The organism is Streptomyces hydrogenans (assembly GCF_014656075.1).
Classification (GTDB): domain Bacteria; phylum Actinomycetota; class Actinomycetes; order Streptomycetales; family Streptomycetaceae; genus Streptomyces; species Streptomyces hydrogenans.
In genome coordinates, this window is sequence record NZ_BNBS01000099.1 from 1 (window position 1) to 23,985 (window position 23,985).

The following is a 23,985-nucleotide window of genomic DNA, read 5'->3' on the forward strand; positions in this document are numbered from 1 at the left end:
GGAGGAGGCCGCGGCGGGCGCCGTGCCCGAGCTGCCCGTCGTGGACGTGCCGCGCGTCGGGCGCTCCCAGCGCAGCCGGGCCAGCAGCGACTCGGGGTCGGCGGCCGTGCCCGGCGGCAGGGTCGCCAGCAGGCCGAGGACCCGGTGGCGCACCTCGGGGGCGGCCGCGCGGTCCAGGTCGGGGCCGAGCGCGGACAGCGTCCGGCCCTTCGCGTCCTGGCCGCCGACGAGGCCGGGGGTGCGGGTCGCCGTGAGCCAGGCGGTGACCAGCCGGGCCCAGCGCTCGGCCGGCGGCTGGTCGAGCCAGTCGTCGTACGCGGGCGTCGGCGCGTACCGCTCGTCGGCCTCGCCGTCGGAGGCCAGCAGCCCCGCCCCGTAGGCCAGCTCCAGCCAGAAGGCCGCCACGGGCTCCGGCACGTCCAGGGCGGCGGCGGTCCGCTTCAGGTCCCGCACCGACAGCCCGCCGGCCCGCAGCACGGCCGGGCCGCCGTGGTCCCAGGACTTCAGCAGCTCCTCGACGGTGGCCAGCGCCGCGTACGCCTGCCCGGCGGCGGCGCCGTCCACGACCTGGGGACGGTAGGCGCGGGCCACCCCCAGCTCCGGAGCGCGCGGCTCCGGCGCCCGGTGCGCCCGCCCGCCCCGCAGGTGCAGCGCCACCTCGCGCGGCAGCACCATCGTGCGCGGCGACACCGGCAGCAGCAGCCCCCGGTCGCGCAGCCAGCTCACCGGCGGCGTCGGCTTCGCCGTCACCTCGCCGTACGGCGGCCCCCACACCAGCCGGTCCAGCACGGACAGGGCCTCCGGCGGGGCGGTGTCGAGCAGCCGGCCCATCCGCTCCCGGTCGGTGAAGAGCGCGGTCAGCGCGGCGACCGCCGACACCGGGTCGTGCGTGGACGGCAGTCCGGCGGCCGCCACGATCTCCTGGAGCCGCCCCGGCGACATGCCGGCCGTGGCCTCGGCGACCGTCGGGCCCAGGCCGGTGGGCGAGGGGTGCTGCGGCGACGGCGACAGCAGCTCGCGCGCGGTCCGCACCAGCCGCAGCCGGTCGTCCTCGCCCCACACCAGCGCCTGCTCGCGCAGCAGCGCCACCGCCCGGGGCAACGCCGCCCCGATCTCCGCCGCCTCGCCCCCCGCCGCGTCCCGGTCGCCGCCGAACAGGCCGGCCAGCACGGCGTACGGCGCCGGGTCCGGCGCCACCGCCAGCGCCTCCGCCACCTGGAGCGAGAAGCGGTCGAGCCGCTCCAGGGCCCGCACCACCGACGCCCGCGTCCCGGCCCGGGTCGCCAGCTGCGTCAGATCGTTCGGCACCGGGCCCAGCAGGTCGGGGCGGGCCCGCAACAGCGCGGCCAGCCCGTCGTCCCCGCGCGCCCGCAGCGCCTCGGCCAGCGTGCGCGGGCTCGCCGCGGTCCCACTCGGACGTCCCTCGGGCACGTGCGCCTCCCGGTCCAGCTCGCCGATCCCCATCCGCCCCACGTTATCCGCTGCGCAGGCGCTACCGTCAGGACCGGGACGGCGTTCGGCCGGACGGTGGAGGGGCGGCGTGGGCATCGAGAGCGACCGGATGGTCATGGACTACCTGAGCGAGGTCGGCGACGTCGCACAGCAGCGGCACCTCCCGCCCGCCGACCGCACCGCCCTCGTCGCCGGCCTGCGCGACGAGATCGACCGCCGCCGCGCCACCTACGGCGAGGAGTCGCCCTCCGCCGTCCGGGGCATCCTCGGCGACCTGGGCACCCCGGCCGAGGTCGTGCGACGGGCCTCCGGCGCGGACCGTACGGCTCCGGTGCCGCCGCCCCGGGACTGGTGGTCCGAGACCGCAGGCACCGCCGACTCCGCCACCGCGGCCGACCCCGCCGCGACCCCGCCGCCGCCCGGGCGGGAGGCGGCCGCCGTCCCCCGCCCCCGCGGCTGGTCCGCGGACCTCGGCGACGGCGACGCCGACGACCTCCACGTCCCCGGCTTCGTGGGCGGAGTGGAGGCACCGGAACTCTTCCGCCCCCCGGAGCCCGAGGAACCGGAGGAGGAGGCCGAGCCGGAGACGCCCCCGTCCGGCAGGGCCCGCCGCCTGGTCCGTCTCCTCCGCCGGCGCCGCCCCGCGCCGGTCCCGGAGGCGGACGCGGCACCCGAGGGCGAGGTCCCGGCCCGGGCCCGCGGCGGCTTCGCCCACCCGTTCCTGCTGCTCGCCGCGCTGCTGCTGATCGCCGGCGCCGCGTTCGGCTGGCTGATCGCGCTGGCCCTCGGCTGGCTCCTCGCGTACGGCTCCCGCCGGCTGACCCCCGCCCAGGTGAAGACGGCCGTCTTCGTCCTGCCCGGCGCCGCCGCCGCGGGCGGCATCGCATGGCTGTGGGGCCGCGTGGAGGGCCGCTGGGGCGAGGCGGTGGCGGCGGGCGGCGACGGCATGAACCAGGCCGTCGCCGACACCTGGCCCTGGACCCTGAGGGCCGCCGCCCTCGCCTCCGCCCTCTACCTCCTGCTGCGCGCCCGCCGCCGCTGACCGGCGCGCGACCGGCCGCGCCTCTCTACGGCGCGTCCGAGGAGACCGCCGCGTCCCACGGTGCCCCCGGCACCACCAGCGGGGAGCCGGTGACCGGGTCGGGGACGACGACGGCGGGGAGGCCGAAGACGTCCCGGACCATCGCGTCGGTGACGATCTCCGCCGGGGCGCCCTGGGCCACCACCCGGCCCGCCTTCATGGCGATGAGGTGGTCCGCGTAGCGCGCCGCCTGGTTCAGGTCGTGGAGGACCAGGACGACCGTGCGCCCGCGCGTGCGGTTGAGCCGGCGGACGAGGTCCAGGACCTCCACCTGGTGCGCGATGTCCAGATAGGTGGTGGGCTCGTCGAGGAGCAGCAGGTCCGTCTCCTGCGCGAGGGCCATCGCGATCCAGACGCGCTGGCGCTGGCCGCCCGACAGCTCGTCCACGGACCGGTCCGCGAGCGCGGCGACGTCCGTGCGCGCCATCGCCTCCGTGACGGCCCGCTCGTCCTCCTCGGACCACTGCTTCCACCACGCCTGGTGCGGCTGCCGGCCGCGCGCGACGAGGTCCGCGACGGTGATCGCCTCGGGCGCGACGGGCGTCTGCGGCAGCAGGCCGATCGAGCGGGCGATCCGCTTCGTGGGCAGCTTCGCCAGCTCCTCCCCGTCGAGGAGCACCGCGCCCCGCACGGGCTTGAGGAGCCGTCCGAGCGCCCGCAGCGTGGTGGACTTTCCGCACGCGTTGGGCCCGACGATGACGGTCACCTTGCCGTCGGGGACCGCCAGGTCGAGGTCCTCGACGACGACCCGGTTCTCGTAGGCGAGGGTCAGCCCGCGCGCGGTCAGTCTGGTCATGCCTTCTCTCCCGTGCGGCTCCGGACGATGAGCCAGATCAGGTACGGGGCGCCGACCGCCGCCGTGAGGACGCCCACCGGCAGTTCCACCGGTGAGAACAGCCGCCGCCCGATCAGGTCGGCGGCGGTGACGATCAGCGCGCCGAGCAGCGCCGAGCAGAACAGCGGGATCTGCGCCGTGCGCGTGACCCGGCGGGCGATCTGCGGGGCGAGCAGGGCCACGAAGTCGACCGGCCCGGCGACGCCGGTGGCGACGGAGGCCAGCACCACGCCGACCGCGACCAGCCCGAGCCGCACCCGCCCGAGGCGGACGCCGAGCGCGGTCGCGGTGGCGTCGTCGAGGGAGACCGTCCGCTGGGCGCGGGCCGCCCACAGCACGGCGGGCAGCATCAGCAGCAGGGTCCAGCGGACCGGCGCCGACTCCTCCCAGCCGCGCCCGTTGAGCGAGCCGGTCAGCCAGATCTGCGCCTGCTGGGCGACGAGGAAGTCGCCCTTGGTCATGAAGAGGGTGATGAGGGACCGCAGGGCGATGGCGAAGCCGATGCCGATGAGGACGAAGCGGGTGGCGTGCAGACCGCCGCGCCAGGCGAAGACGTACACCAGCGCGGCGGCGAGGACGCCGCCCGCGATCGACAGGTACGGCAGGACCGTGTACGAGGCGAGGCCGAAGGTCATCGCGGCGACGGTGACCGCGCCGGCGCCCTGGCTGATGCCGATGATGTCGGGCGAGGCGAGCGGGTTGCGGGCCACCGTCTGGATGAGCGCTCCGGCGATCCCGAAGGCGGCGCCGACGGCGAGCGCGGTGACGAGCCGGGGCGCGCGCAGCTCCTCGACGACGAACGCGGCGGGCGAGTCGCCGCCGGTGAGGATCGTGAGGACCTCGCCGGGGGCGATGGTCCGCTCGCCGACGCAGAGGTACGCGACCGAGACCGCGGCCAGCAGCAGGAGCAGCACCGCGGCGGCCAGCACCGAGCGCCGGTGGACGAGGAAGGAGGCGGGGCCGGTGCGGACGAGTCCGTACCCGGCGGGCCGGGTGGCGCCGGGCCGCGCCACGGCGGCCGGGGCCTTCTCGGTGAGGCTCATGCCGGGACCGCCTTCCGCCGCACCAGGGTCACCAGGAACGGCACGCCGATGAGCGCCGTCATGACGCCGGCGGGCACCTCGCCGGGCGGGAAGACGATCCGGCCGGCGACGTCCGCGACCAGCACCATCACCGGTCCGATCAGGGCGGCCATCGGCAGCACCCACCGGTGGTCGGAGCCGACGACGGCGCGGGCGATGTGCGGGACGGCGAGGCCGACGAAGGCGATCGGGCCGGCGGCGGCGACGGCCGCGCCGGTGAGGACGGTCGCGCCGAGCCCGCCGACGATCCGGACGGTGGCGACCTTCTGCCCGAGGCCCTTGGCGACGTCCTCGCCGAGCGCGAGCGCGTCCAGGCCGCGGGCCACCGAGAGCACCAGGACGGCGCCGAGCAGCAGGAAGGGCCAGATCTGCCCGATGGTGGCCGCGTCCCGCCCGTCGAGCGAGCCGATCTGCCAGAACCGGAACTCGTCCAGCGCGGCGGCCTTCGTCGTGAGCACGCCGGTCGTGACGGACAGCAGCAGCGCGTTGATCGCCGCGCCGCCGAGCGCCAGCTTCACGGGCGTGGCGCCGCCCCGGCCGCTGGAGGCGATCGCGTACACGGCGACCGAGGCGAGCGCGGCGCCGGCGAAGGCGAACCACACGTAGCCGGAGAGGCTGTGCACGCCGAGGAAGGCGATGGCGAGGACGACGGCGACCGAGGACCCCTGGCTGATGCCGAGGATGCCGGGGTCGGCGATCGGGTTGCGGGTGATGCCCTGGAGGGCGGTGCCGGCGAGCGCGAGGGCGGCGCCGACCATCAGCCCGATGACGGTGCGCGGTATGCGCAGCTGCCGGACCACCTCGGCGTCGTCCCCGGTCCCGCCGTGCAGGAGGGCGTCGAGGACGGTGCCGGGGGCGATGGGCCGGGCGCCGACGGCGAGGCTGAGGAGGACGGCGAGCAGCAGGGCGACGACGGCCGCCGAGGTCGCGAGGACCCGTCTGGAACGGAAAGCGGCTGTCATGAGCACCCATCGGGCGAGGAGGAGGTTCGGTAAGGCTTGGCTCAGTTTAAGCAACGGCCCTATTCGAACACCCGGGCACAATGTCCCCCATGACGACGAACACATCCGGCGCCCCGCTCACCGTGGGCTTCGACCTCGACCTGACGCTCCTCGACACCCGCCCCGGCATCCGCGCCGCCTTCGTGGCGTTCTCCGAGAAGTACGGCGTCGACGTCGACGCCGACCTCGTCGTCACCCGGCTCGGCCCGCCGCTGGAGCAGGAGATGGCGCACTGGGTGCCCGCCGGACAGGTCACCGAGATGACCGCCCGCTACCGCGCCCTCTACCCCGAGTACGCGATCGCGCCGACCGTTCCCATGCCCGGAGCCCGCGACGCCCTCGACGCGGTCCGCGAGGCCGGCGGCCGGACCGTCGTCGTCACCGCCAAGAACGCCCCCGACGCCCACCGCCACTTCGCCCACCTGGGCATCGAGCCGGACGCGGTCGTCGGCCGCCTCTTCGCCGAGGCCAAGGCGGAGGCGCTGCGCGCCCACGGCGCCTCGGTCTACGTCGGCGACCACGTCGGAGACGTGCGCGGGGCGAAGGCCGCCGGCGCCCTGTCGGTGGCCGTCACGACCGGCCCGTGCGACGCCGCGGAGCTGCGCGCGGCCGGCGCCGACGTGGTCCTGGAGGACCTGACGGACTTCCGCGCCTGGTGGACGGCCCACCTCGCGGGCCGCCCCGCCCAGGACGCCTAGGAGGCCCGCCGGGCCTGCCGCCGCTGGGCCGCGACGGAGCGGAGGACCCCGGCGGCTGCGAGGGCGAAACCGACGCCCATGAGCATCGACACCAGATAGGCGACGGTCGGGAAGGGGTCGGTGCCGAGGAGGAGCGGAGCCACCGTGACCAGCGTCGCGAGCGCGCCGACCGCGAAGACGACGACGCCCGCCTTGACGAGGCCGTCACCGGGGCCGGAGTCGTCCACGGCCGTGTCCACGGAACCGCTCACCCGTCCTGCGGGGGTTTCACTGCGCATCCCGCCAGGGTAGTTCCCTGGCCGGGGGAACACCTCGGCGGCGTCTTGTCACCGGCTCCCTGCCCACTAGCCTGTGAGTCGGCGGGCCGCTTGCGACCCGCTTCTTTCTGCTACCCCGACGAGTCAACGAGGACGAGGACAGACGTGCCTACCGGCAAGGTCAAATGGTTCAACAGCGAGAAGGGCTTCGGCTTTCTCTCCCGCGACGACGGCGGTGACGTCTTCGTGCACTCGTCGGTGCTCCCCGACGGAGTCGACGCACTGAAGCCGGGCCAGCGGGTGGAGTTCGGCGTCGTCGCGGGCCAGCGGGGTGACCAGGCGCTCTCGGTGACGATTCTCGACCCGACGCCGTCGGTGGCGGCCGCCCAGCGCCGCAAGCCGGACGAACTGGCGTCGATCGTCCAGGACCTGACGACGCTCCTGGAGAACATCACCCCGATGCTGGAGCGCGGCCGGTACCCCGACAAGGCGGCCGGCAAGAAGATCGCGGGCCTGCTGCGGGCGGTCGCCGACCAGCTCGACGTCTGACCCTCAGGGGAACGACAGCGCGTCCGGGCCGAGGGGCGGTACGAGTCCCTCGGCCGCGGCCCGGGTGAGCAGCCCCCGGACCGCCGCGTAGCCCTCCTCGCCGAGCCCGGCGGTGAACTCGTTCACGTACAGCCCGATGTGCTGGTCGGCGACCTTCGGGTCCAGCTCCTGCGCGTGCTCCATGACGTACGGCCGCGAGGCGGCCGGGTCGTCCCAGGCCATCCGGACCGAGGTCCGGGCGGAGTCGGCGAGCAGCCGCAGCGTCTCCGCGCCCAGCGAGCGGCGGGCGACGATCGCGCCGAGCGGGATCGGCAGCCCGGTGGTGGACTCCCAGTGCTCGCCCATGTCGGCGAGCCGGTGCAGACCGTACGACGCGTAGGTGAAGCGGGCCTCGTGGATGACGAGCCCCGCGTCGACCTTGCCGTCGCGGACGGCGGGCATGATCTCGTGGAACGGCATCACGACGACCTCGCCGACCCCGCCCGGCACGGTCTCGGCCGCCCACAGCCGGAACAGCAGGTAGGCGGTCGACCGCTCGCTCGGCACCGCGACCGTCTTCCCCGCGAGGCTGGACCCGTCCCCGGGCCCGTCCCCGGACTCCCGGGTGAGCACCAGCGGACCGCAGCCCCGGCCGAGCGCCCCGCCGCAGGGCAGCAGCGCGTACTCGTCGAGGATCCACGGCAGGACGGCGTACGACACCTTCAGGACGTCGTGGTCGTCGGCGCCGCCCTCCGCCCAGCCGTTGGTGACGTCGATGTCGGCGAAGGTGACGTCCAGGCGCGGGGCGCCGGGGACGCGGCCGTGGGCCCAGGCGTCGAAGACGAAGGTGTCGTTCGGGCAGGGCGAGTAGGCGATCTTCAGCTGCACGGCCGGTCCTTAAGGGTGCCGAGGGCGGGTACGAGGGCCGCCGCGGCGGCCCGGAGCGCGGTCAGGGCGTCGCCGATCCGCCAGGCGGCGCGGTCGCGGGGGCCCACGGCGTTCGACACGGCCCGCAGTTCGAGGACGGCCGCGGCGAGCGCGGCGACGGCCTCGGCGGCCCCGAAGCCCTCCATCGCCTCGGCGGCGGCCCGCGGGTGGCGGGCGGCGAGCGCGGCGGCGAGGGCCTCGCTGCCGGTCACGGTGGAGACGGTCAGCACGCCGCCGGTGGTGTGCGGGAGCCCGGCGGCCACGAGGGCGGCGGCGACGGGCCCGGTGAGGGCGTCCGGCACGCGGTGCACGGAGCGGCCGAAGCCCAGCTCCTCGACGGGGACGTACCCCTCGGGCGTGTCGGCGCCCAGATCGGCGGCGACGATCGCGTCCGACACGACGAGCGAGCCGAGCGGCGCGCGGCCGGGGAAGCCGCCGGCGATCCCGGCGGAGACGACGAGGCCGTACGGCTCCGCGGCGAGCGCGGCGCGGAGCAGCGCGGCGCCGGTCGCGGCGGCGACGGCGGCGGGGCCCACCCCGCCCACGAGGACGTCGATGCCGCCCCGCTCCGTCGCGTACCGGCGCAGCACGAGACCGCCCGGCACGGGAAGCTCCCCGCCCGGGCGGGCGAGGGTCGTGAGACCGCCGGCGACGGAGTCGGCCTCCGCCGCCACGGCCGTCACAATCAGGATCCGGTGGGGCACCGGTGGATCAGGATTCCTTCTTCAGCTTGAAGTGCCAGATGCCGGTGAGCGTCTTGCCGGTGTTCTCGACGATCGTCACCTGCGTCTCGTCCGCGGCGGCCTCGCCGGGGGTCTGGCTGGAGAAGAACGCGCTGGCCGGGATGGTCCGGTACGTCTTCTTGTACGGCTCCGGCTCGGCCTGCTGGCCGCCCAGGAAGATGGTCCAGCCGTTGTCGGCGATCTCCGGGTCGACACCGAAGCGGACCTTGTCGTCCATGGCGACGGTGATCGACTTCTCGGCCTTCTTGTTCAGGCACTTCTGGACGTCGGACTCCTTGATGGGGTCGCCGTCGTTGTAGCAGGCCGCCTCGGAGTTGATCGATTCGGTCCCGACCGTGACGGTCGCGATCGGAGTCGGCTTATCGCAGGCGGTGAGGACGAGGAGCCCGGCGGAGACGGCCCCGAGGGCGGCAGCTGCCCGGCGGCGCGAGCCGGAGAAGAACGCAACGGTCATGAGCCGAAGGCTATCGGGCCGTCGCGCCGCCGCCACGCGGGGGTACGGCGTGCCGTGCCGAGGCCATCGGTATGGCGGCGGTCCCGGCCGCCCCGCGACGCCCGGAAACGGAGCCGCCGGTACCGAGCCGGGTCAGGCGACCTTCGCGCGCTGCGGGCGGCCCGAGGCGCCCGTCCCGCGCGACGACAGCAGGCCCCGCACGGCGAGCAGCGCCCCGATCGCCAGGAAGCCGGCCGCCACCGCCATCCCCACCGTCCCGTTCAGCGGCATCACGATCCCGAGCCCGCCGCCCACCACCCACGCCATCTGCAGCGCCGTCTCCGAGCGGGCGAACGCCGAGGTCCGCACCAGCTCCGGCACGTCCCGCTGGATCAGCGCGTCCAGTGACAGCTTCGACAGGGCCTGTGTCAGCCCCGCCACCGCGCCCAGCACCGCCACCATCACCCCGCCGAAGAAGACGGCGGCGCACACCGCCGCCGCCAGGACCGTCGAGATCATCACCGCGATGATCACCTCCGGCCGGTGCCCCCGGTCCCGCAGCAGCCCTCCGGCCGCCGTCCCGCAGGCGTTCCCCACCCCCGCGGCCACGCCCACGATGCCCAGCGACACCGCCGCCGACTGCCCCGACAGCGGGTGCTCGCGCAGCAGGAAGGCCAGGAAGAAGATCAGGAACCCGGACAGCATCCGCTGCGCCGCGTTCGCCTGGAGCCCGTGCAGCACCGCCGGCCCCACCGTCCGCAGGCTCGGCTTCTTCTCGCCGTGCGTCAGCAGGTGCGCCCGCCGCTCGCCCTTCGCCGAGTCCACCTTGTGCGGCATCCGCACCGCCCAGAACGTGCCCAGCAGGAACAGCGCGCACGCCCCGAACAGCGGCCACCGCGGCCCCACCAGCTGGAGCCCCGCCCCGATGGGCGCGGCGATGCCCGTCGCCAGCAGCCCCGCGAGCGTCACCCGCGAGTTCGCCTTCACCAGCGAGAAGCCCTGCGGCAGCAGCCGGGGCACCACGGCGCTGCGCACCACCCCGTACGCCTTCGACGCCACGAGCACGCCGAGCGCCGCCGGGTACAGCTCGATCCCGCCGGTCGCCACCGCCCCCGACATCAGCACCGCCAGCACCGCCCGGGTGAGCATCGCCGCCGCCATCGCCGCCCGCCGTCCGTGCGGCAGCCGGTCGAGCAGCGGTCCGATGACCGGGGCGAGGAGCGTGAAGGGGAGCATGGTGATGGCCAGGTAGAGCGCGACCCGGCCGCGGGCCTCGTCCGTGGGCACCGAGAAGAAGACGGTCGACGCGAGCGCCACCGTGATCATCACGTCCCCGGCGCCGTTCACCGCGTGCAGCTCGATCAGCTTCCCGAGCCCCGACTCGCCCGCGCCGTGCGCGTGCGTCGCCCGCCGGATCCCCTTCGCGGTCCCCGTGAACGGCAGATGCAGAGCACGCCCCACCGCCCGGCCCGCTCGGCGGAGCGGCCCGGGACGATCATGGGATCGACCAGAGGACCGTGCGGCTGCCACCACCTCATAGTGCCCCACCCGCCCCCCCGCCCGAACCGAGCCCGAGTCGCCCGGGGGTGTCGCGGACCGCGGGAAGCGGCTCCGGGACACGCCCGGGAGGGGGTCGGTTCACGGGGGCTCCGGGGCCCGATACGGGTCACTTGGGGCGCACAGGTGGGCCCAGGCCCGCGAACGGGGTAGCGTGCGTAGCGCGCCACCGGCGGTTCCTCTCGGCCGCGCGCCCCTTCGGCATCCCGCAGAATGGATGACGATAGGTGTGCCCGAGACGTGTGAGACCGGTCGGGTGCGGACGTCGATGCGGCCCTCAGGTCCGCTCCGCCCGCCCCGCTCCCGGAGCCTCGCTCCCGAACCTCGGCCGGCGCACCCGTGAGACGGCGTAGGAGAGAAGCGAGACCTGTGAGTGCTGCGACGACGCGAGACCGTACCCCGCGTACCCCGCGAGCCACGCGTACCCCGGCCCCCGACCGCCTCTGCGCCGAGGCCGTAGACCTCGCGCGGGAGGCGGCCGAGGAGGCCGCCGCCCCCGGCGTGGTCGGCGAACACTCCGGTGTCGTCGCGGAGGGCGACCGGGTCGTCACGCACTTCTTCGAGTGCAAGGAACCGGGCTACCGCGGCTGGCGCTGGGCCGTCACCGTGACCCGCGCCTCCCGCGCCAAGAACGTCACCCTGGACGAGACCGTCCTGCTGCCCGGCTCCGACGCCCTCCTCGCGCCCGAATGGGTGCCGTGGAGCGAGCGGCTGCGCCCCGGCGACCTCGGCCCCGGCGACCTCCTGCCCACCGAGCAGGACGACCCGCGCCTGGAGCCCGGCTACACCGGCGAGGACGCCCCGCCGCCGAACTCCGCGGTCTCCACCGAGCTCGCCGACCACCTGGACGCGGAGGACGCCGAGATCACCGACCGCGTGCCCACGCGCGGCGCGATCGCGGCGGTCGCCGAGGAGCTCGGCATGGGCCGGGCCCGCGTCCTGTCCCGGTACGGCCTCCGGCTCGCCGCCGACCGCTGGGACGAGTCCTTCGGCCCCCGCACGCCCATGGCCCAGGCGGCCCCCGCCACCTGCCAGTCCTGCGCCTTCCTCGTGCCGCTCGCCGGCTCCCTGGGCCAGTCCTTCGGCCTCTGCGCCAACGAGCTGGCACCGGCGGACGGCCGTGTGGTCTCCCTCGCGTACGGCTGCGGCGGGCACTCGGAGGCGGCCGTCATGCCGACCCCGCCCCGCCCGGCGGAGCCCGTCCTCGACTCCACGGCCGTGGACCCCTTCCCGCTCCGTCCCCCGACGGACTCCGGCTCGGTGGCCGCCCCGGACCCCACCTCCGAGGACCTGGGCCACTCCTGACGCCCCGGCGTCCGGCACCCCCGGCCGGGGGCGATCGTTCCCGCGGAACGCCCGCCCCCACGCCCGGGGCCCGGCCCCGGGCGGGCCGCCGCGAGGTGAGGGTGTCGTGACCACGGGACGGCGGGGGGCCGGGCGCGCGGTAACTTCGGCGCGGGACCCCGGCAAGCCCGGCACAGCAGAGTGGAGTCAGACGTGAGCGTCACCGTCCGGACGACGACCGACGGAAGCGACCCCTTCGGCACCGCACGGCTCCGCAGAGGCGTCCTGGACGCCTGGACCGCCTCCCCCGCCCGCTTCCGCGAGGACGCGAACGCCGAGGAGGACCTCGCCCTCGGCGGCTACCGCGACCGCCTCGTCGTCGAGCTGGCCCAGAACGCCGCCGACGCCGCCGCCCGCACCGGCACCACCGGCCGGCTCCGGCTGACCCTGCACCCGGCGGACGCCGACAGCCCCGCCGTGCTGGCCGCCGCCAACACCGGCGCCCCGCTCGACGCGACCGGCGTCGAGTCCCTGTCGACGCTCCGCGCCTCCGCGAAGCGCACCGAGCAGGACACCCGGCAGGCCGTCGGCCGCTTCGGCGTCGGCTTCGCCGCCGTCCTCGCCGTCTCCGACGAGCCGGCCGTCCTCGGCCGCCACGGCGGCGTCCGCTGGTCCCTCGCGGAGGCCCGCGAGCTCGCCTCGGACGTCGCCCGCCACGTCCCGGGCCTCGGCGACGAACTGCGCCGCAGGGACGGCCACGTACCCCTCCTGAGGCTGCCGCTGCCCGCCGAGGGCACCGCGCCCGACGGATACGACACGGTCGTCGTCCTCCCGCTGCGCGACGCCGCCGCGCACGGCCTCGCCGAGCGGCTCCTCGCGGCCGTCGACGACGCGACGCTGCTCACTCTTCCGGGTCTCTCCGAGATCGTCGTGGAGACGCCCGGCGGGGTCCGCACCCTGACCCGCTCCGAGGCCGACGGCTACGTCCGGATCGAGGACTCGGCAGCCGAGGGCCCGCACCGCTGGCGGACCGTCACCCACGCCGGCCCGCTCGACGCCGGCCTCCTCGCCGACCGCCCGGTCGAGGAGCGCCTCCGCCCGCACTGGTCGGTCACCTGGGCGGTCCCCGTGGACGACACCGGCGCCCCCCGCTACCCGCGCACCGAACCCGTCGTGCACGCGCCGACCCCCACCGACGAACCGCTCGGCATCCCCGCCCTGCTCATCGCCTCGCTGCCGCTCGACACCGCCCGCCGCCACCCGGCGCCCGGCCCGCTCACCGACTTCCTGGTGCTGCGGGCGGCCGACGCGTACGCCGAACTCCTCGCCGACTGGCGGCCGGTGACCAGCGGCGCGCTCGACCTCGTGCCCGGCCCGCTCGGCAAGGGCCCGCTCGACGGCGCGCTGCGCGACGCCATCCTCGACCGGCTGCCGCGGATCGCGTTCCTCGCCCCCGCCGCGCCGACCGAGGACCTGCCGGCGCTCCGCCCGATCGAGGCGGAGGTCGTCGAGGGCGCGGGCGCGGAGACCGTCGCCGTCCTCGCCGAGGTCTTCCCGACGCTGCTCCCCGCCGGCCTGGAGCGCCGCCCCGAGCTGCGCACGCTCGGGGTGGGCCGGGTGCCGCTGACGGAGGCGGTGGACCGGCTCGCGGGCGTGGAGCGGTCGCCGGACTGGTGGCGGCGGCTGTACGACTCCCTCGCCGGCGTGGACCCGGACCGGCTGACCGGCCTGCCGGTGCCGCTGGACTCGGGGCGGACGGCCATCGGGCCGCGCCAGGTCCTGCTGCCGCAGGAGGGCACCCCGGCGGAGCTGGCCCGCCTCGGCCTGAAGGTGGCGCACGCGGAGGCCGCGCACCCGCTCCTGGAGAAGCTGGGCGCCCTCCCGGCGACGCCGCGCGCCGTCCTGACGACCCCGCAGGTGCGGGCGGCCGTCGCGAACTCCCTGGAGACCGCCGACAGCTGGGACCTGGACGCGCCGGAACTGGACGCCGACGAACTCGTCGAGACCGTCCTCGGCCTCGTCCGGGACGCGGACCTGGAGCCCGGCGACGAGCCGTGGCTCGCCGCGCTCGCCCTCCCCGACGAGGACGGCGAACTCGCCCCGGCGGGCGAGCTGGTGATGCCCGGCTCGGCGTTCGACGCGGTCATGCGGGAGGACGAGCTCGCCCACGTCGACGCCGAGCTGGCCGCCCGCTGGGGCGAGGCCCCGCTGGCCGCCTGCGGCGTCCTCGCGAACTTCGCGCTCGTCCGCGCCACCGACCTCGTCCTCGACCCCGACGACATGGAGCCCCGCGAGGGCGACTACCCGGAGCCGGACGACGCGGGCCTGCTCGACGCGGTCGACGTGTGGTGCGAGGACGTCCTCGACCGGCTGCCGGAGGCCGCGGTGCCGCCGGTGGCGACCGAGATCGTCGCCGTCCGCGACCTGGACCTCGTCGACGACGACGCCTGGCCGCGGGCGCTGGCCCTGCTGGCCCGGCCGCCGCTCCGGGACGCCCTGACCCAGCCCGTACGGGTCCTCCTCCCGGACGGCACCACGGAGACGGTCCGCTCCTACACCGCGTGGTGGCTGCGCGACCACCCGGTCCTCGGCGGCCGACGCCCGGCGGGCCTGCGCGCGGAGGGCTCGGACCCGCTCCTCGCGGGCCTGTACGACTCCGCCGACGCGACCGGCTTCGAGGACGAGCAGGTGCTGCGCGCGCTCGGCGTCCGCACCTCGGTCGCGGCCCTCCTGGACGAGCCGGGCGGCGCGGCGGAGCTGCTGTCCCGCCTGGCCGACCCGTCCCGGCCGGTCTCGGGCCCCCAGCTGCACGCCCTGTACACGGCCCTGGCCGACCTCGACCCCGACCAGGTCACCCTGCCCGACGAGCTCCGCGCGGTCGTGGACGGCGAGCTGGTGGTCGTCGACGCGGCGGAGGCGCTGGTGGCCGACGCCCCCGACCTCCTCCCGCTGACGGAGGGCCTCCCGCTCCTCCCGGTCGCCCCGTCCAGGGCGGCCGACCTGGCGGACCTCTTCCAGGTCCGCCGGCTCAGCGAGGCGGTCGAGGCGGAGGTCACCACGGAGGGCGAGGAGCACGAGGTCCCGGCCTCGGTGCACGCCCTCCTCGGCCCGTCGACCCCCGCCACCTACCTCGAACACGAGGAGCTCCGCGCGGGCGGCACCGAACTCGACTGGCGCCGCACCCCCGACGGCACCCTCCACGCCGCCACGCTGGAAGGCGTGGCCGCCGCCCTGGCCTGGGCCACCGCCCAGTGGCCCCGTCGCTTCGAGGTGGCCGCCCTCCTGGAGGACCCCACCCGCACCACCGAGCTGGCCCGCGACCGCTGGTTCGACTAGCGGCGCGGCCGGTTCACGCCGGGAAGCGGCGGTCCACCCAGCGCCAGGCGACTTCCAGGACCGCCGCCCCGGCGGCGGCGACGGCCACGGCCGCCCAGGGCATGGTCGTGCCGACGAGCTTGAGGGCGAAGAAGTCCTGGAGCCAGGGGACGGCGAGGACGAGCAGGAAGGCGCCGCCCATGGCGGCGACGAGGGCGACGCGCCACCAGGTGTAGGGGCGGGCGATGATCGCGAGGACCCACATGGAGACGAGGAAGAGGGTGAGGGTCGCCGCGCTGGTCTCGGCGCCGAGGGCGTCGGCGCCGGTGTAGTGGTGCCGGGCGAGGAGGTAGGTGGTGAAGGTGGCGGCCGCCGCCACCACGCCGCCGGGGATCGCGTACCGCATGACGCGGCGGACGAAGTGCGGCTTCGCGCGCTCCTTGTTGGGGGCGAGCGCGAGGAAGAAGGCCGGGATGCCGATGGTGAGGGTGGACAGCAGGGTCAGGTGCCTCGGGAGGAAGGGGTACTCGATCTGTGAGACGACCACCAGGATCGCCAGGAGCACCGAGTAGACCGTCTTCGTGAGGAAGAGGGTCGCCACCCGGGTGATGTTGCCGATGACCCGGCGGCCCTCCGCGACGACCGAGGGGAGCGTCGCGAAGGAGTTGTTCAGGAGGACGATCTGGGCGACGGCCCGGGTGGCCTCGGAGCCGGAGCCCATGGAGACGCCGATGTCCGCGTCCTTCAGCGCGAGGACGTCGTTGACGCCGTCGCCGGTCATGGCGACCGTGTGCCCGTGGGACTGGAGCGCGGCGACCATGTCCCGCTTCTGCTGCGGGGTGACGCGGCCGAAGACCGCGTTGCCGTCGAGGACCCGCGCCATCTCCTCGTGGTCGGCGGGGAGCGTACGGGCGTCGACGGTGTTCTCGGCGCCGGGCAGCCCGAGCTTCCCGGCGACCGCGCCGACCGAGACCGCGTTGTCGCCGGAGATGACCTTGGCGGCCACGTCCTGGTCGGCGAAGTAGGCGAGGGTGTCGGCGGCGTCGGGCCGCAGCCGCTGTTCGAGGACGACGAGGGCGGTGGCCCGGGCGTCCTTCGCGACGTCGGGGGAGTCGAGCTCGTGCACGGTCCGGGCGAGGAGCAGGACCCGCAGGCCCTGTTCGTTCAGCCGGTCGATGTCCGCGAGGGCCGGGTCGCCGGCCGGGAGGAGGACGTCGGGGGCGCCGAGCAGCCAGGTGGACTCCTCGCCGTCGCCCTCGCTGAAGGCGGCGCCGCTGTACTTGCGGGCCGAGGAGAAGGGCAGCGACTCGGTGCAGCGCCACTCCTCGGTGTCGGGGTGGGCGGTGATGATGGCCTGGAGGGAGGCGTTGGGGCGCGGGTCGGACTCGCCGAGCGCGCCGAGCACCTTGCGCACGTACGTCTCGTCCGCGCCGTGCAGGACGCGGACCTCGGTGACGTCCATGCCGCCCTCGGTGAGGGTGCCGGTCTTGTCGAGGCAGACGACGTCGACCCGGGCGAGGCCCTCGATGGCGGGCAGCTCCTGCACCAGGCACTGTTTCCGGCCGAGCCGGATGACGCCGATGGCGAAGGCGACCGAGGTGAGCAGGACGAGCCCCTCGGGGATCATCGGGACGATGCCGCCGACGGTCCGGGCGATCGAGTTCTTGAGGTCGTTGTCCTTGACGACGAGCTGGCTGATGATCAGGCCGATCGCGGTCGGCACCATCATCCACGTCACGTACTTGAGGATCGTGGAGATGCCGGAGCGCAGCTCGGAGTGGACGAGCGTGAAGCGGGACGCCTCCTCGGCGAGCTGTGCCGCGTACGCCTCGCGGCCGACCTTGGTGGCGGTGAAGGCGCCGCCGCCGGCGACGACGAAGGAGCCGGACATGACGGGGTCGCCGGGGCGTTTGACGACGGGGTCGGCCTCGCCGGTGAGGAGGGACTCGTCGATCTCCATGCTGTCGGCCTCGGCGACGACGCCGTCGACGACGACCTTGTCGCCGGGTCCGAGCTCGATGAGGTCGCCGAGGACGATCTCGGAGGTGGAGATCCCGGCGGCGCGGCCGTCGCGCCGGACGGTGGGTTTCGCCTCGCCGATGACGGCGAGCCCGTCGAGGGTCTTCTTGGCGCGGAGCTCCTGGATGATGCCGATGCCGGTGTTGGCGACGATCACGAAGCCGAAGAGGCTGTCCTGGATCGGGGCGACGACCAGCATGATCACCCAGAGGACGCCGATGATCGCGTTGAAGCGGGTGAAGACGTTGGCCCGGACGATGTCGGCGGTGGAGCGGGAGCTGCGGACGGGGACGTCGTTGACCTCGCCGCGGGCGACGCGTTCGGCGACCTCGGCGGCGGTGAGGCCGGCGGGGCGGTGGACGACGGGGGGCTCGGTCTCCGCCGGGGTGTCCCGGGTGCCGCCGCCGTCCGTGTCGATCTTCGCCCGCTGAGTCATGTTTTCGACGGTACGACCGGTTTCGGCCGTTCACCTGCCGAGAAGGGCGAAGATCCGACCGGGGGAGGAGCGGGATCGTCCCCCGGTGCTAGACGGCGGGGGTGCCGGTCGTCCCCTGGTCGGCTTGTGCCGCCCGGTGGCGCTTGATGGCGGCGTCGCGCTTGCGGACGTACCAGATGCCGAGGAGGCCGAGGCCGCCGCCGGCGAGGCAGGTCCACACCCACCAGGTGAGGTCGTGGTCGTCGAACCAGCCGTAGAAGGGGACCTGGACGAGGAAGAGGACGAACCAGAGGATCGTGCCGCCGGTGATGGTGCCGACGACGGGCCCCTCCAGGGGTTCGGGTGCCTCGTACTTGGGTGTCCACTTCGCCATGGGGCCAGTCTAGGCGGCGGGCTCCCGGGGGCGGGCGGGGCCGCCGTCGCCGCCCGCCGGGCGGTTCGCGGACGGACCGCCGACTGGTTCGCGGAGGGATCGCGGACGGACCGCCGACTGGTTCGCGGAGGGCCCTTCCGGGGGTCGGTGCGGCGGTCGGCCGGATGGTCTACGCGCGGAGATGGACTCCCCCTCGTTCATGTGTTCATACTGAAACGGTTTGCCTATGGCGGGTTTCCTTCGTATGAACCGCCAAAAGGACTTCTGGACTTTCCCGAAGAGGAACCCACTTCCATGAGCACCACGGCCACCGCCAAGGCCTCCGCACCCGAGCCGCAGGGTCCCCAGGAACCCGCCTCGGCCCTCGACCGCTACTTCCGGATCTCCGAGCGCGGTTCCACCGTCGCCCGCGAGGTCCGGGGCGGTTTCGCCACCTTCTTCGCGATGGCCTACATCATCGTGCTGAACCCGATCATCCTCGGCAGCGCCAAGGACATGTACGGGCACCAGCTCGACGGCGGCCAGCTCGTCACCGCCACCGTCCTGACGGCGGCCTTCTCGACCCTCCTCATGGGCGTCATCGGCAACGTCCCGATCGCGCTCGCGGCCGGCCTCGGCGTCAACACCGTCGTCGCCCTCCAGCTCGCGCCCAGGATGTCCTGGCCGGACGCCATGGGCATGGTCGTCCTCGCCGGCATCGTCGTGATGCTGCTGGTCGCCACCGGCCTGCGCGAGCGGGTCATGAACGCCGTCCCGGTCGGCCTGCGCAAGGGCATCGCGATCGGCATCGGCCTCTTCATCATGCTGATCGGCCTCGTCGACTCGGGCTTCGTCTCCCGCATCCCCGACGCCGCGCACACCACCGTCCCGCTCCAGCTGGGCACCGGCGGTCACCTCACCGGCTGGCCGGTCCTGATCTTCATCCTGGGCACCCTGCTCACCCTCGCCCTGATCATCCGCAAGGTGCCGGGCGCGATCCTCATCTCGATCGTCGTCATGACGATCGTCGCCATGGTGATCAACGCGGTGGCGGACATCCCGTCCTGGGGCCTGACCACCCCGGAGTGGCCGGGCAACCCGGTCGCCTCGCCGGACTTCGGCCTGGTCGGCCAGGTCAGCCTCTTCGGCGGCTTCGGCAAGGTCGGCATCCTCACCGGCGTGCTCTTCGTCTTCACCGTCCTGCTGTCCTGCTTCTTCGACGCCATGGGCACGATCCTGGGCGTCGGCGACGAGGCCAAGCTGATCGACAAGGACGGCAACTTCCCGGGCATCAACAAGGTCCTGCTCGTGGACGGCCTCGCCGTCGCCTCCGGCGGCGCGACCTCCTCGTCGGCCACCACCTGCTTCGTGGAGTCCACGGCGGGCGTCGGCGAGGGGGCCCGCACCGGCCTCGCCTCGGTCGTCACGGGTGGTCTGTTCTCGGTGGCGCTGTTCCTCACGCCGCTCGCGACCATGGTGCCGTCGCAGGCCGCGACCCCCGCGCTGCTCGCGGTGGGCTTCCTGATCCTGGCCGGGTCGATCAAGGACATCGACTGGACCGACTACACCATCGCGGTGCCGGCGTTCCTGGCCATGACGATGATGCCGTTCACGTACTCGATCACGAACGGCATCGGCATCGGCTTCATCAGCTTCAGCGTGCTGCGTCTGGCGGCCGGACGGGGCCGTGAGGTCCCGGTGGCCATGTACATCGTGTCGGCGATCTTCGTCTTCTACTACGCGATGCCGGCGCTGGGCCTGACCTGATCGCGCGGGGCGGCGCCGGTGCCGGGAGGCTCCGGCTCCGCCCCGTAGAACTTCTCCGTCTCCTCGACGGCGGTCTTGAACCGCTCGTCGAAGTCCTCCCGAATGAGCGTCCGGACGACATAGTCCTGGACGCTCATTCCTCTTTTCGCGGCGTGACCCTTGAGCCGGTCGAGCAGCTCACTGTCGATGCGCAGGCTGAGCACTGTCGATCCCATGTGCTCAGGGTCGGGGCTGTCGGGGCTTCTTTGCGTCACTTTCCGGATCCAGCTCACTCATTTGGGTGATACATGGATACCTCGCCGTGACCTGGAGCGATGTGACTCGTGCCCCAACGGGGGCGTGATGTGCGCGACACGCGATCATTCCAGTGGTCTTTAGCGAGAGTAATGAGTTAGGCTAACTACATGCCTGATCTGTCCCACGGCACCGCCGACGACGCCGCGGCCGTGAACGCGATCCGCTCGTCCGTCATGCGGCTGAGCCGGCGCCTCAAGCACCAGCGCGTCGACGAATCGCTGAGCCCGACCGAGATGTCGGTGCTCGGCACCCTGGCCCTCTGCGGCTCCGCCACCCCCGGTGAGCTGGCCCGCAAGGAGCACGTACAGCCGCCGTCGATGACCCGCATCGTCGCCCTGCTCGAAGCCAAGGGACTGGTCAGGCTGGAGCCGCACCCCGACGACCGCCGGCAGAAGGTGGTCAGCCAGACCGAGCGGGCCGAGGCCATGCTCGAGGACGCCCGCCGCAAGCGGAACGCCTGGCTGGCCTCCCTCGCCGAGGGCCTGGACGAGGACGAGTGGGCCGTACTGCGCGCGGCCGCTCCTGTCCTGGAGAAGCTCGCCCATCTGTGAACCGAGCGCCAAGGAGGCGACGCACTTTGAGCACGGGACCCGGAGCAGACTCCGCCCCCGTCCATAAACCCGCGACTACCCGAGGGGGTGGGAAGGCCCGCAGGGGAACCTTCTCCTCGCTCTCGATCCGGAACTACCGGCTGTTCTTCACCGGGGCGATCGTCTCCAACACCGGTACGTGGATGGCCCGGATCACCCAGGACTGGCTGGTCCTGAGCCTCACCGGCTCGGCCGCCGCCGTCGGCATCACCACGGCCCTGCAGTTCCTGCCGATGCTCCTCTTCGGCCTGTACGGCGGGGTCATCGCCGACCGCTACCCGAAACGGCGCCTGCTGCTCGTCAGCCAGGCCGCGCTCGGCCTGTGCGGGCTCGCGCTCGCCGCGCTCACCCTCTCCGGGCAGGTGCAGGTCTGGCACGTCTACCTGATCGCCTTCCTCCTCGGCATGGTGACGGTCGTCGACAACCCGGCCCGGCAGTCCTTCGTCTCCGAGATGGTCGGCCCCGACCAGCTCCGCAACGCCGTCTCGCTCAACTCGGCGAACTTCCAGTCCGCCCGGCTCGTCGGCCCCGCCGTCGCCGGCGTCCTGATCGCCGGCGTGGGCAGCGGCTGGGCCTTCCTCATCAACGGCCTCTCCTTCCTCGCGCCGCTGGCCGCCCTGTGGCTGATGCGCACGAGCGAGCTGCACAAGGTCGAGCGCGCCCCGCGCGGCAAGGGACAGCTGCGGGAGGGCCTGCGGTACGTGGCGGGCCGCCCGGACCTGATCTGGCCGATCGCCCTCGTCGGCTTCATCGGCACCTTCGGCTTCAACTTCCCGATCTGGCTGACCGCCTTCTCCGAGGAGGTCTTCCACGTCGGCGCCGGCACCTACGGCTTCCTCAACACGCTGATGGCGGCCGGCTCCCTCGCGGGCGCCCTGCTCGCGGCCCGCCGCGGCACGACCCGGCTGCGGATGCTGGTGATCGCCGCGGGCGTCTTCGGCGTCCTGGAGATCATGGCGGCGCTCTCGCCGTCGTTCTGGCTCTTCGCGCTCCTGCTCGTCCCGATCGGCATGATCGGCCTCACGGTGAACATCACCGCGAACTCCGCCGTCCAGATGGCGACGGATCCGGCCATGCGCGGCCGGGTGATGAGCCTCTACATGATGGTCTTCGCGGGCGGCACGCCGATCGGCGCGCCCCTGCTGGGCTGGGTCACGGACACGTACGGCGCCCGCGTCGGCTTCGCGACCGGCGGTCTGGTCTCGCTCGCCGCGGCGGCCGTCATCGGTCTCGTCCTGGCCCGGATCGGCAACCTGAAGGTCGCCATGGCCTGGCGCCACGGCCACCCGTCCGTCCGCTTCGTGCCGCGCGTCGCCCCGCGGCGCCTGGCGACGGCCGCCTGACCCTCCGGGTCCCGGGCGGGAAGGGGCGGGTGGGAGTCACCGACTCCCGCCCGCCCCTTCCCGTGTCCCCACCCCTGTCCCGCTCCTGTCCGGCCCCTGTCCCGAAATGAACGTAAGGCCAACGGGATGTGGTGATCCTGTGTATGTTGAGCCGTCAATCACAGGCACCACAAAGGGGGGTTCCTTTGCGTACCCGCACCATCCGTCCCGTCATAGCCGCGGCCCTCGGCGCCGGCGCCCTCGCCACCGTCCTCGTCGCGACCCCGGCCCAGGCCACCGAGTACCCCTCGAACCTGAAGATCGCCGGCGTCCAGTACGACGCCCCGGGCCGGGACAGCAACAGCTGCACGACCGGCAACACCAAGGCCGAGTTCGTGACGATCAAGAACTTCTCGCGGACCGCCCGGATGAACCTCAAGGGCTACGTCGTGAAGGACGCGGTCGGCAACAGCTACACCTTCCGCCTGAACCACTACCTGGAGCCCGGCGACCACGTGAAGCTGCGCGGCGGGCGGGGCACCGAGTCCGACGCGGGCAACGTCGCCTACCGCAACAACTGCAACTTCATCTGGAACAACGACCGGGACACGATCAAGCTGATCAAGCCCGGCGGCGCCGCCGCGGACACGCACGCCTACACCAAGGCCGCGAACGACCGCGACGGCAACGGCTTCATCACCTTCCACAGCTGAGCCGTTCCCCGGCCGAGTCGTCTCCCGGCTGAGCCGTCCCCGGCTGAGCCGTCCCCGGCCGAGTCGTCCTCCCGGCCGGGGCCTCACGCCCCCGTCACACCCGCATCTCCAGGACCTGGCCCGGCCAGTCCCCGACCGTGAAGGGGTCGGTGCGGGTGAAGCCCTGCCGTTCGTAGTACGCGACGAGCCGGCCCTCGCTGCCCGCGAAGCAGTCCACGCGGAGCAGCGAGACGCCCGCGCGGCGGGTCTCCTCCGCCGCGTGGGCGAGCAGGGCCGCGCCGACCCCGAGGCCGTGGAACCGCCCGTCGGTGGCGAGGTAGCGGACGTACCGCTCCGGCTCCCCGGCCGGCTCGACGTACGTGCCGGGGTGCGGGGTCAGCGTGAGGGTGCCGGCCGGGACGCCGTCGACCTCGGCGATCCACGGGTCGCCCTCGCCCATCACCTGCCCCACGTGCTCCACGGTCTTCGGCCGGGTGGTGAAGGGATCGGTGCCCCACTGGGCGGTGATCCCCTTGCCGTTGAGCCAGACCACGGCGCTGTCGAGTATCCCGAGGACGGCCGGCAGGTCCGCGGACCCGCCCCGCCTGATCTTGATCGCGTTGTCCATCCGACCGAGGCTATCCGCTGCCACACTGGCGGGCATGAGGCTTTTCGCCGCCGTCCTGCCGCCCGCCGGGCCGCTCGCCGAGCTGGGCGCCGCCGTCGACGCGCTGCACGCCCTGCCCGGCGCGGAGGCCCTGCGCTGGACCTCGCGCCCCGGCTGGCACTTCACGCTCGCCTTCATGGGGGAGGTCGAGGACGCCCTGCTGCCGGAGCTGCGCACCCGGCTGGCCCGCGCCGCCCACCGCACCCCGCCCTTCGGACTGCGGCTGCACGGCGGCGGGCACTTCGGCCGCCGCGCCCTGTGGACCGGGGCCGCCGGCGAGCTGGACGCGCTGCGGCTGCTGGCCGAGCGCGCCGACGCGGCGGCCCGCCGGACGGGGATCCCGATGGAGGAGCACCGCCGCTACCAGGCCCATCTGACGATCGCCCGGGCCCGCGGCGAGGGCGCCCCCCTGGCGCCCTTCGTGGCCGCGCTCGACGGCTTCGAGGGCACCCGCTGGGAGGTGGGCGGGCTGGCCCTGGTCCGCTCGAACCTTCCGGTGAGCGGGGTGCCGGGGGAGGGGCCCCGCTACGAGACGGTGGAGGTCTGGCCCCTGGAGGGGCGGCGGGACGGGTCGGGTTAACCTCGAAGGGTGGATCCGAAGACTCGTAACCAGATCATGGCCGGCGTGCTCGTACTGATGTTCGCGATCA

Annotated in this window: 22 protein-coding genes and 1 pseudogene; 10 read left to right on the forward strand and 13 right to left on the reverse strand. The window is 74.3% G+C overall.

The window, feature by feature from the left end:
- A pseudogene (locus tag IE321_RS30770) lies at window positions 1-1,464 on the reverse strand (DNA-binding protein); the annotation flags it as partial.
- Window positions 1,465-1,540: 76 nt separating this feature from the next.
- Between IE321_RS30770 and IE321_RS30775 the strand changes: the two are divergent.
- Complete coding sequence (locus IE321_RS30775) at window positions 1,541-2,494, forward strand: hypothetical protein (protein ID WP_190225294.1); 954 nt, start codon at window positions 1,541-1,543, stop codon at window positions 2,492-2,494.
- A gap of 25 nt (window positions 2,495-2,519) precedes the next feature.
- Here IE321_RS30775 and IE321_RS30780 read toward each other — a convergent pair whose 3' ends face one another.
- Genes IE321_RS30780 through IE321_RS30790 form a run of 3 tightly spaced genes read right to left on the reverse strand, consistent with a single transcriptional unit; the run spans window position 2,520 to window position 5,412 of the window.
- A complete protein-coding gene (locus tag IE321_RS30780; RefSeq protein WP_190225295.1) occupies window positions 2,520-3,329 on the reverse strand; it encodes an ABC transporter ATP-binding protein in 810 nt (269 codons plus the stop codon).
- Window positions 3,326-4,411: a FecCD family ABC transporter permease gene (locus tag IE321_RS30785; RefSeq protein WP_043226782.1), complete on the reverse strand. Its 1,086-nt coding sequence runs from the start codon at window positions 4,409-4,411 to the stop codon at window positions 3,326-3,328. The genes IE321_RS30780 and IE321_RS30785 overlap by 4 nt, the downstream gene beginning before the upstream one ends.
- Window positions 4,408-5,412 carry a FecCD family ABC transporter permease gene (locus tag IE321_RS30790; RefSeq protein WP_043226829.1) on the reverse strand — a complete coding sequence of 335 codons (1,005 nt, stop codon included), beginning with the start codon at window positions 5,410-5,412 and terminating at the stop codon, window positions 4,408-4,410. The genes IE321_RS30785 and IE321_RS30790 overlap by 4 nt, the downstream gene beginning before the upstream one ends.
- Before the next feature lie 80 nt (window positions 5,413-5,492).
- Between IE321_RS30790 and IE321_RS30795 the strand changes: the two genes are divergently transcribed.
- Window positions 5,493-6,149: an HAD family hydrolase gene (locus IE321_RS30795; RefSeq protein WP_107063292.1), complete on the forward strand. Its 657-nt coding sequence runs from the start codon at window positions 5,493-5,495 to the stop codon at window positions 6,147-6,149.
- Here IE321_RS30795 and IE321_RS30800 read toward each other — a convergent pair.
- On the reverse strand, window positions 6,146-6,427 hold the full coding sequence (locus IE321_RS30800; protein ID WP_190225296.1) for a hypothetical protein: 282 nt from the start codon (window positions 6,425-6,427) through the stop codon (window positions 6,146-6,148). The genes IE321_RS30795 and IE321_RS30800 overlap by 4 nt on opposite strands.
- A gap of 144 nt (window positions 6,428-6,571) precedes the next feature.
- Here IE321_RS30800 and IE321_RS43070 point away from each other — a divergent pair, with 144 nt between their 5' ends.
- Window positions 6,572-6,955 carry a cold-shock protein gene (locus tag IE321_RS43070; protein ID WP_043226786.1) on the forward strand — a complete coding sequence of 128 codons (384 nt, stop codon included), beginning with the start codon at window positions 6,572-6,574 and terminating at the stop codon, window positions 6,953-6,955.
- Window positions 6,956-6,958: 3 nt separating this feature from the next.
- On the opposite strand, the gene IE321_RS30810 is transcribed toward IE321_RS43070, so the two are convergent.
- From IE321_RS30810 to IE321_RS30825, 4 genes are all read right to left on the reverse strand, one after another.
- Window positions 6,959-7,822 carry a 1,4-dihydroxy-6-naphtoate synthase gene (locus IE321_RS30810; RefSeq protein WP_190225297.1) on the reverse strand — a complete coding sequence of 288 codons (864 nt, stop codon included), beginning with the start codon at window positions 7,820-7,822 and terminating at the stop codon, window positions 6,959-6,961.
- Window positions 7,813-8,565: a futalosine hydrolase gene (locus IE321_RS30815; RefSeq protein WP_190225298.1), complete on the reverse strand. Its 753-nt coding sequence runs from the start codon at window positions 8,563-8,565 to the stop codon at window positions 7,813-7,815. The genes IE321_RS30810 and IE321_RS30815 overlap by 10 nt, the downstream gene beginning before the upstream one ends.
- Window positions 8,566-8,572: 7 nt before the next feature.
- Window positions 8,573-9,058, reverse strand: a complete 486-nt coding sequence (locus IE321_RS30820; protein WP_043226788.1) for a hypothetical protein — start codon at window positions 9,056-9,058, stop codon at window positions 8,573-8,575.
- Window positions 9,059-9,190: 132 nt separating this feature from the next.
- A complete protein-coding gene (locus IE321_RS30825) occupies window positions 9,191-10,567 on the reverse strand; it encodes an MFS transporter (protein ID WP_043226789.1) in 1,377 nt (458 codons plus the stop codon).
- Window positions 10,568-10,963: 396 nt separating this feature from the next.
- On the opposite strand from IE321_RS30825, the gene IE321_RS30830 reads away from it, so the two are divergent.
- Window positions 10,964-11,899 (forward strand): DUF3027 domain-containing protein, encoded by a 936-nt coding sequence (locus tag IE321_RS30830; RefSeq protein WP_190225299.1) that lies wholly within the window; start codon window positions 10,964-10,966, stop codon window positions 11,897-11,899.
- A gap of 180 nt (window positions 11,900-12,079) precedes the next feature.
- A complete protein-coding gene (locus IE321_RS30835) occupies window positions 12,080-15,214 on the forward strand; it encodes a sacsin N-terminal ATP-binding-like domain-containing protein (RefSeq protein WP_190225300.1) in 3,135 nt (1,044 codons plus the stop codon).
- Window positions 15,215-15,227: 13 nt separating this feature from the next.
- Here the strand turns inward: IE321_RS30835 and IE321_RS30840 are convergent, their stop codons facing one another.
- Window positions 15,228-17,648, reverse strand: coding sequence for an HAD-IC family P-type ATPase (locus tag IE321_RS30840; protein WP_190225301.1), 2,421 nt, complete (start codon window positions 17,646-17,648; stop codon window positions 15,228-15,230).
- Window positions 17,649-17,736: 88 nt separating this feature from the next.
- Window positions 17,737-18,021, reverse strand: coding sequence for a DUF2530 domain-containing protein (locus IE321_RS30845; protein WP_190225302.1), 285 nt, complete (start codon window positions 18,019-18,021; stop codon window positions 17,737-17,739).
- A gap of 294 nt (window positions 18,022-18,315) precedes the next feature.
- Here IE321_RS30845 and IE321_RS30850 point away from each other — a divergent pair, with 294 nt between their 5' ends.
- Window positions 18,316-19,767 carry an NCS2 family permease gene (locus tag IE321_RS30850; RefSeq protein WP_190225303.1) on the forward strand — a complete coding sequence of 484 codons (1,452 nt, stop codon included), beginning with the start codon at window positions 18,316-18,318 and terminating at the stop codon, window positions 19,765-19,767.
- Here the strand turns inward: IE321_RS30850 and IE321_RS30855 are convergent.
- Entirely contained in the window at window positions 19,737-19,982 is a 246-nt protein-coding gene (locus IE321_RS30855) for a hypothetical protein (protein WP_043226831.1), read from the reverse strand. The two genes, IE321_RS30850 and IE321_RS30855, sit on opposite strands and share 31 nt — an antisense overlap.
- A 189-nt stretch (window positions 19,983-20,171) precedes the next feature.
- Between IE321_RS30855 and IE321_RS30860 the strand changes: the two genes are divergently transcribed.
- The 3 genes from IE321_RS30860 (at window position 20,172) to IE321_RS30870 (ending at window position 22,689) form a co-directional block, all read left to right on the forward strand.
- Window positions 20,172-20,615: a MarR family winged helix-turn-helix transcriptional regulator gene (locus tag IE321_RS30860; protein ID WP_043226797.1), complete on the forward strand. Its 444-nt coding sequence runs from the start codon at window positions 20,172-20,174 to the stop codon at window positions 20,613-20,615.
- A 26-nt stretch (window positions 20,616-20,641) separates the two neighbouring features.
- The gene (locus IE321_RS30865) at window positions 20,642-21,997 is read left to right on the forward strand and encodes an MFS transporter (RefSeq protein WP_190225304.1); all 1,356 of its coding nucleotides are present in this window, start codon (window positions 20,642-20,644) and stop codon (window positions 21,995-21,997) included.
- Between the two features lie 143 nt (window positions 21,998-22,140).
- Window positions 22,141-22,689 carry a lamin tail domain-containing protein gene (locus IE321_RS30870; protein WP_051842406.1) on the forward strand — a complete coding sequence of 183 codons (549 nt, stop codon included), beginning with the start codon at window positions 22,141-22,143 and terminating at the stop codon, window positions 22,687-22,689.
- 94 nt (window positions 22,690-22,783) lie between these two features.
- On the opposite strand, the gene IE321_RS30875 is transcribed toward IE321_RS30870, so the two are convergent.
- On the reverse strand, window positions 22,784-23,296 hold the full coding sequence (locus tag IE321_RS30875) for a GNAT family N-acetyltransferase (RefSeq protein WP_190225305.1): 513 nt from the start codon (window positions 23,294-23,296) through the stop codon (window positions 22,784-22,786).
- Between the two features lie 34 nt (window positions 23,297-23,330).
- On the opposite strand from IE321_RS30875, the gene thpR reads away from it, so the two are divergent.
- The gene (gene thpR / locus IE321_RS30880; protein ID WP_190225306.1) at window positions 23,331-23,915 is read left to right on the forward strand and encodes an RNA 2',3'-cyclic phosphodiesterase; all 585 of its coding nucleotides are present in this window, start codon (window positions 23,331-23,333) and stop codon (window positions 23,913-23,915) included.
- Window positions 23,916-23,985 lie beyond the last annotated feature (70 nt).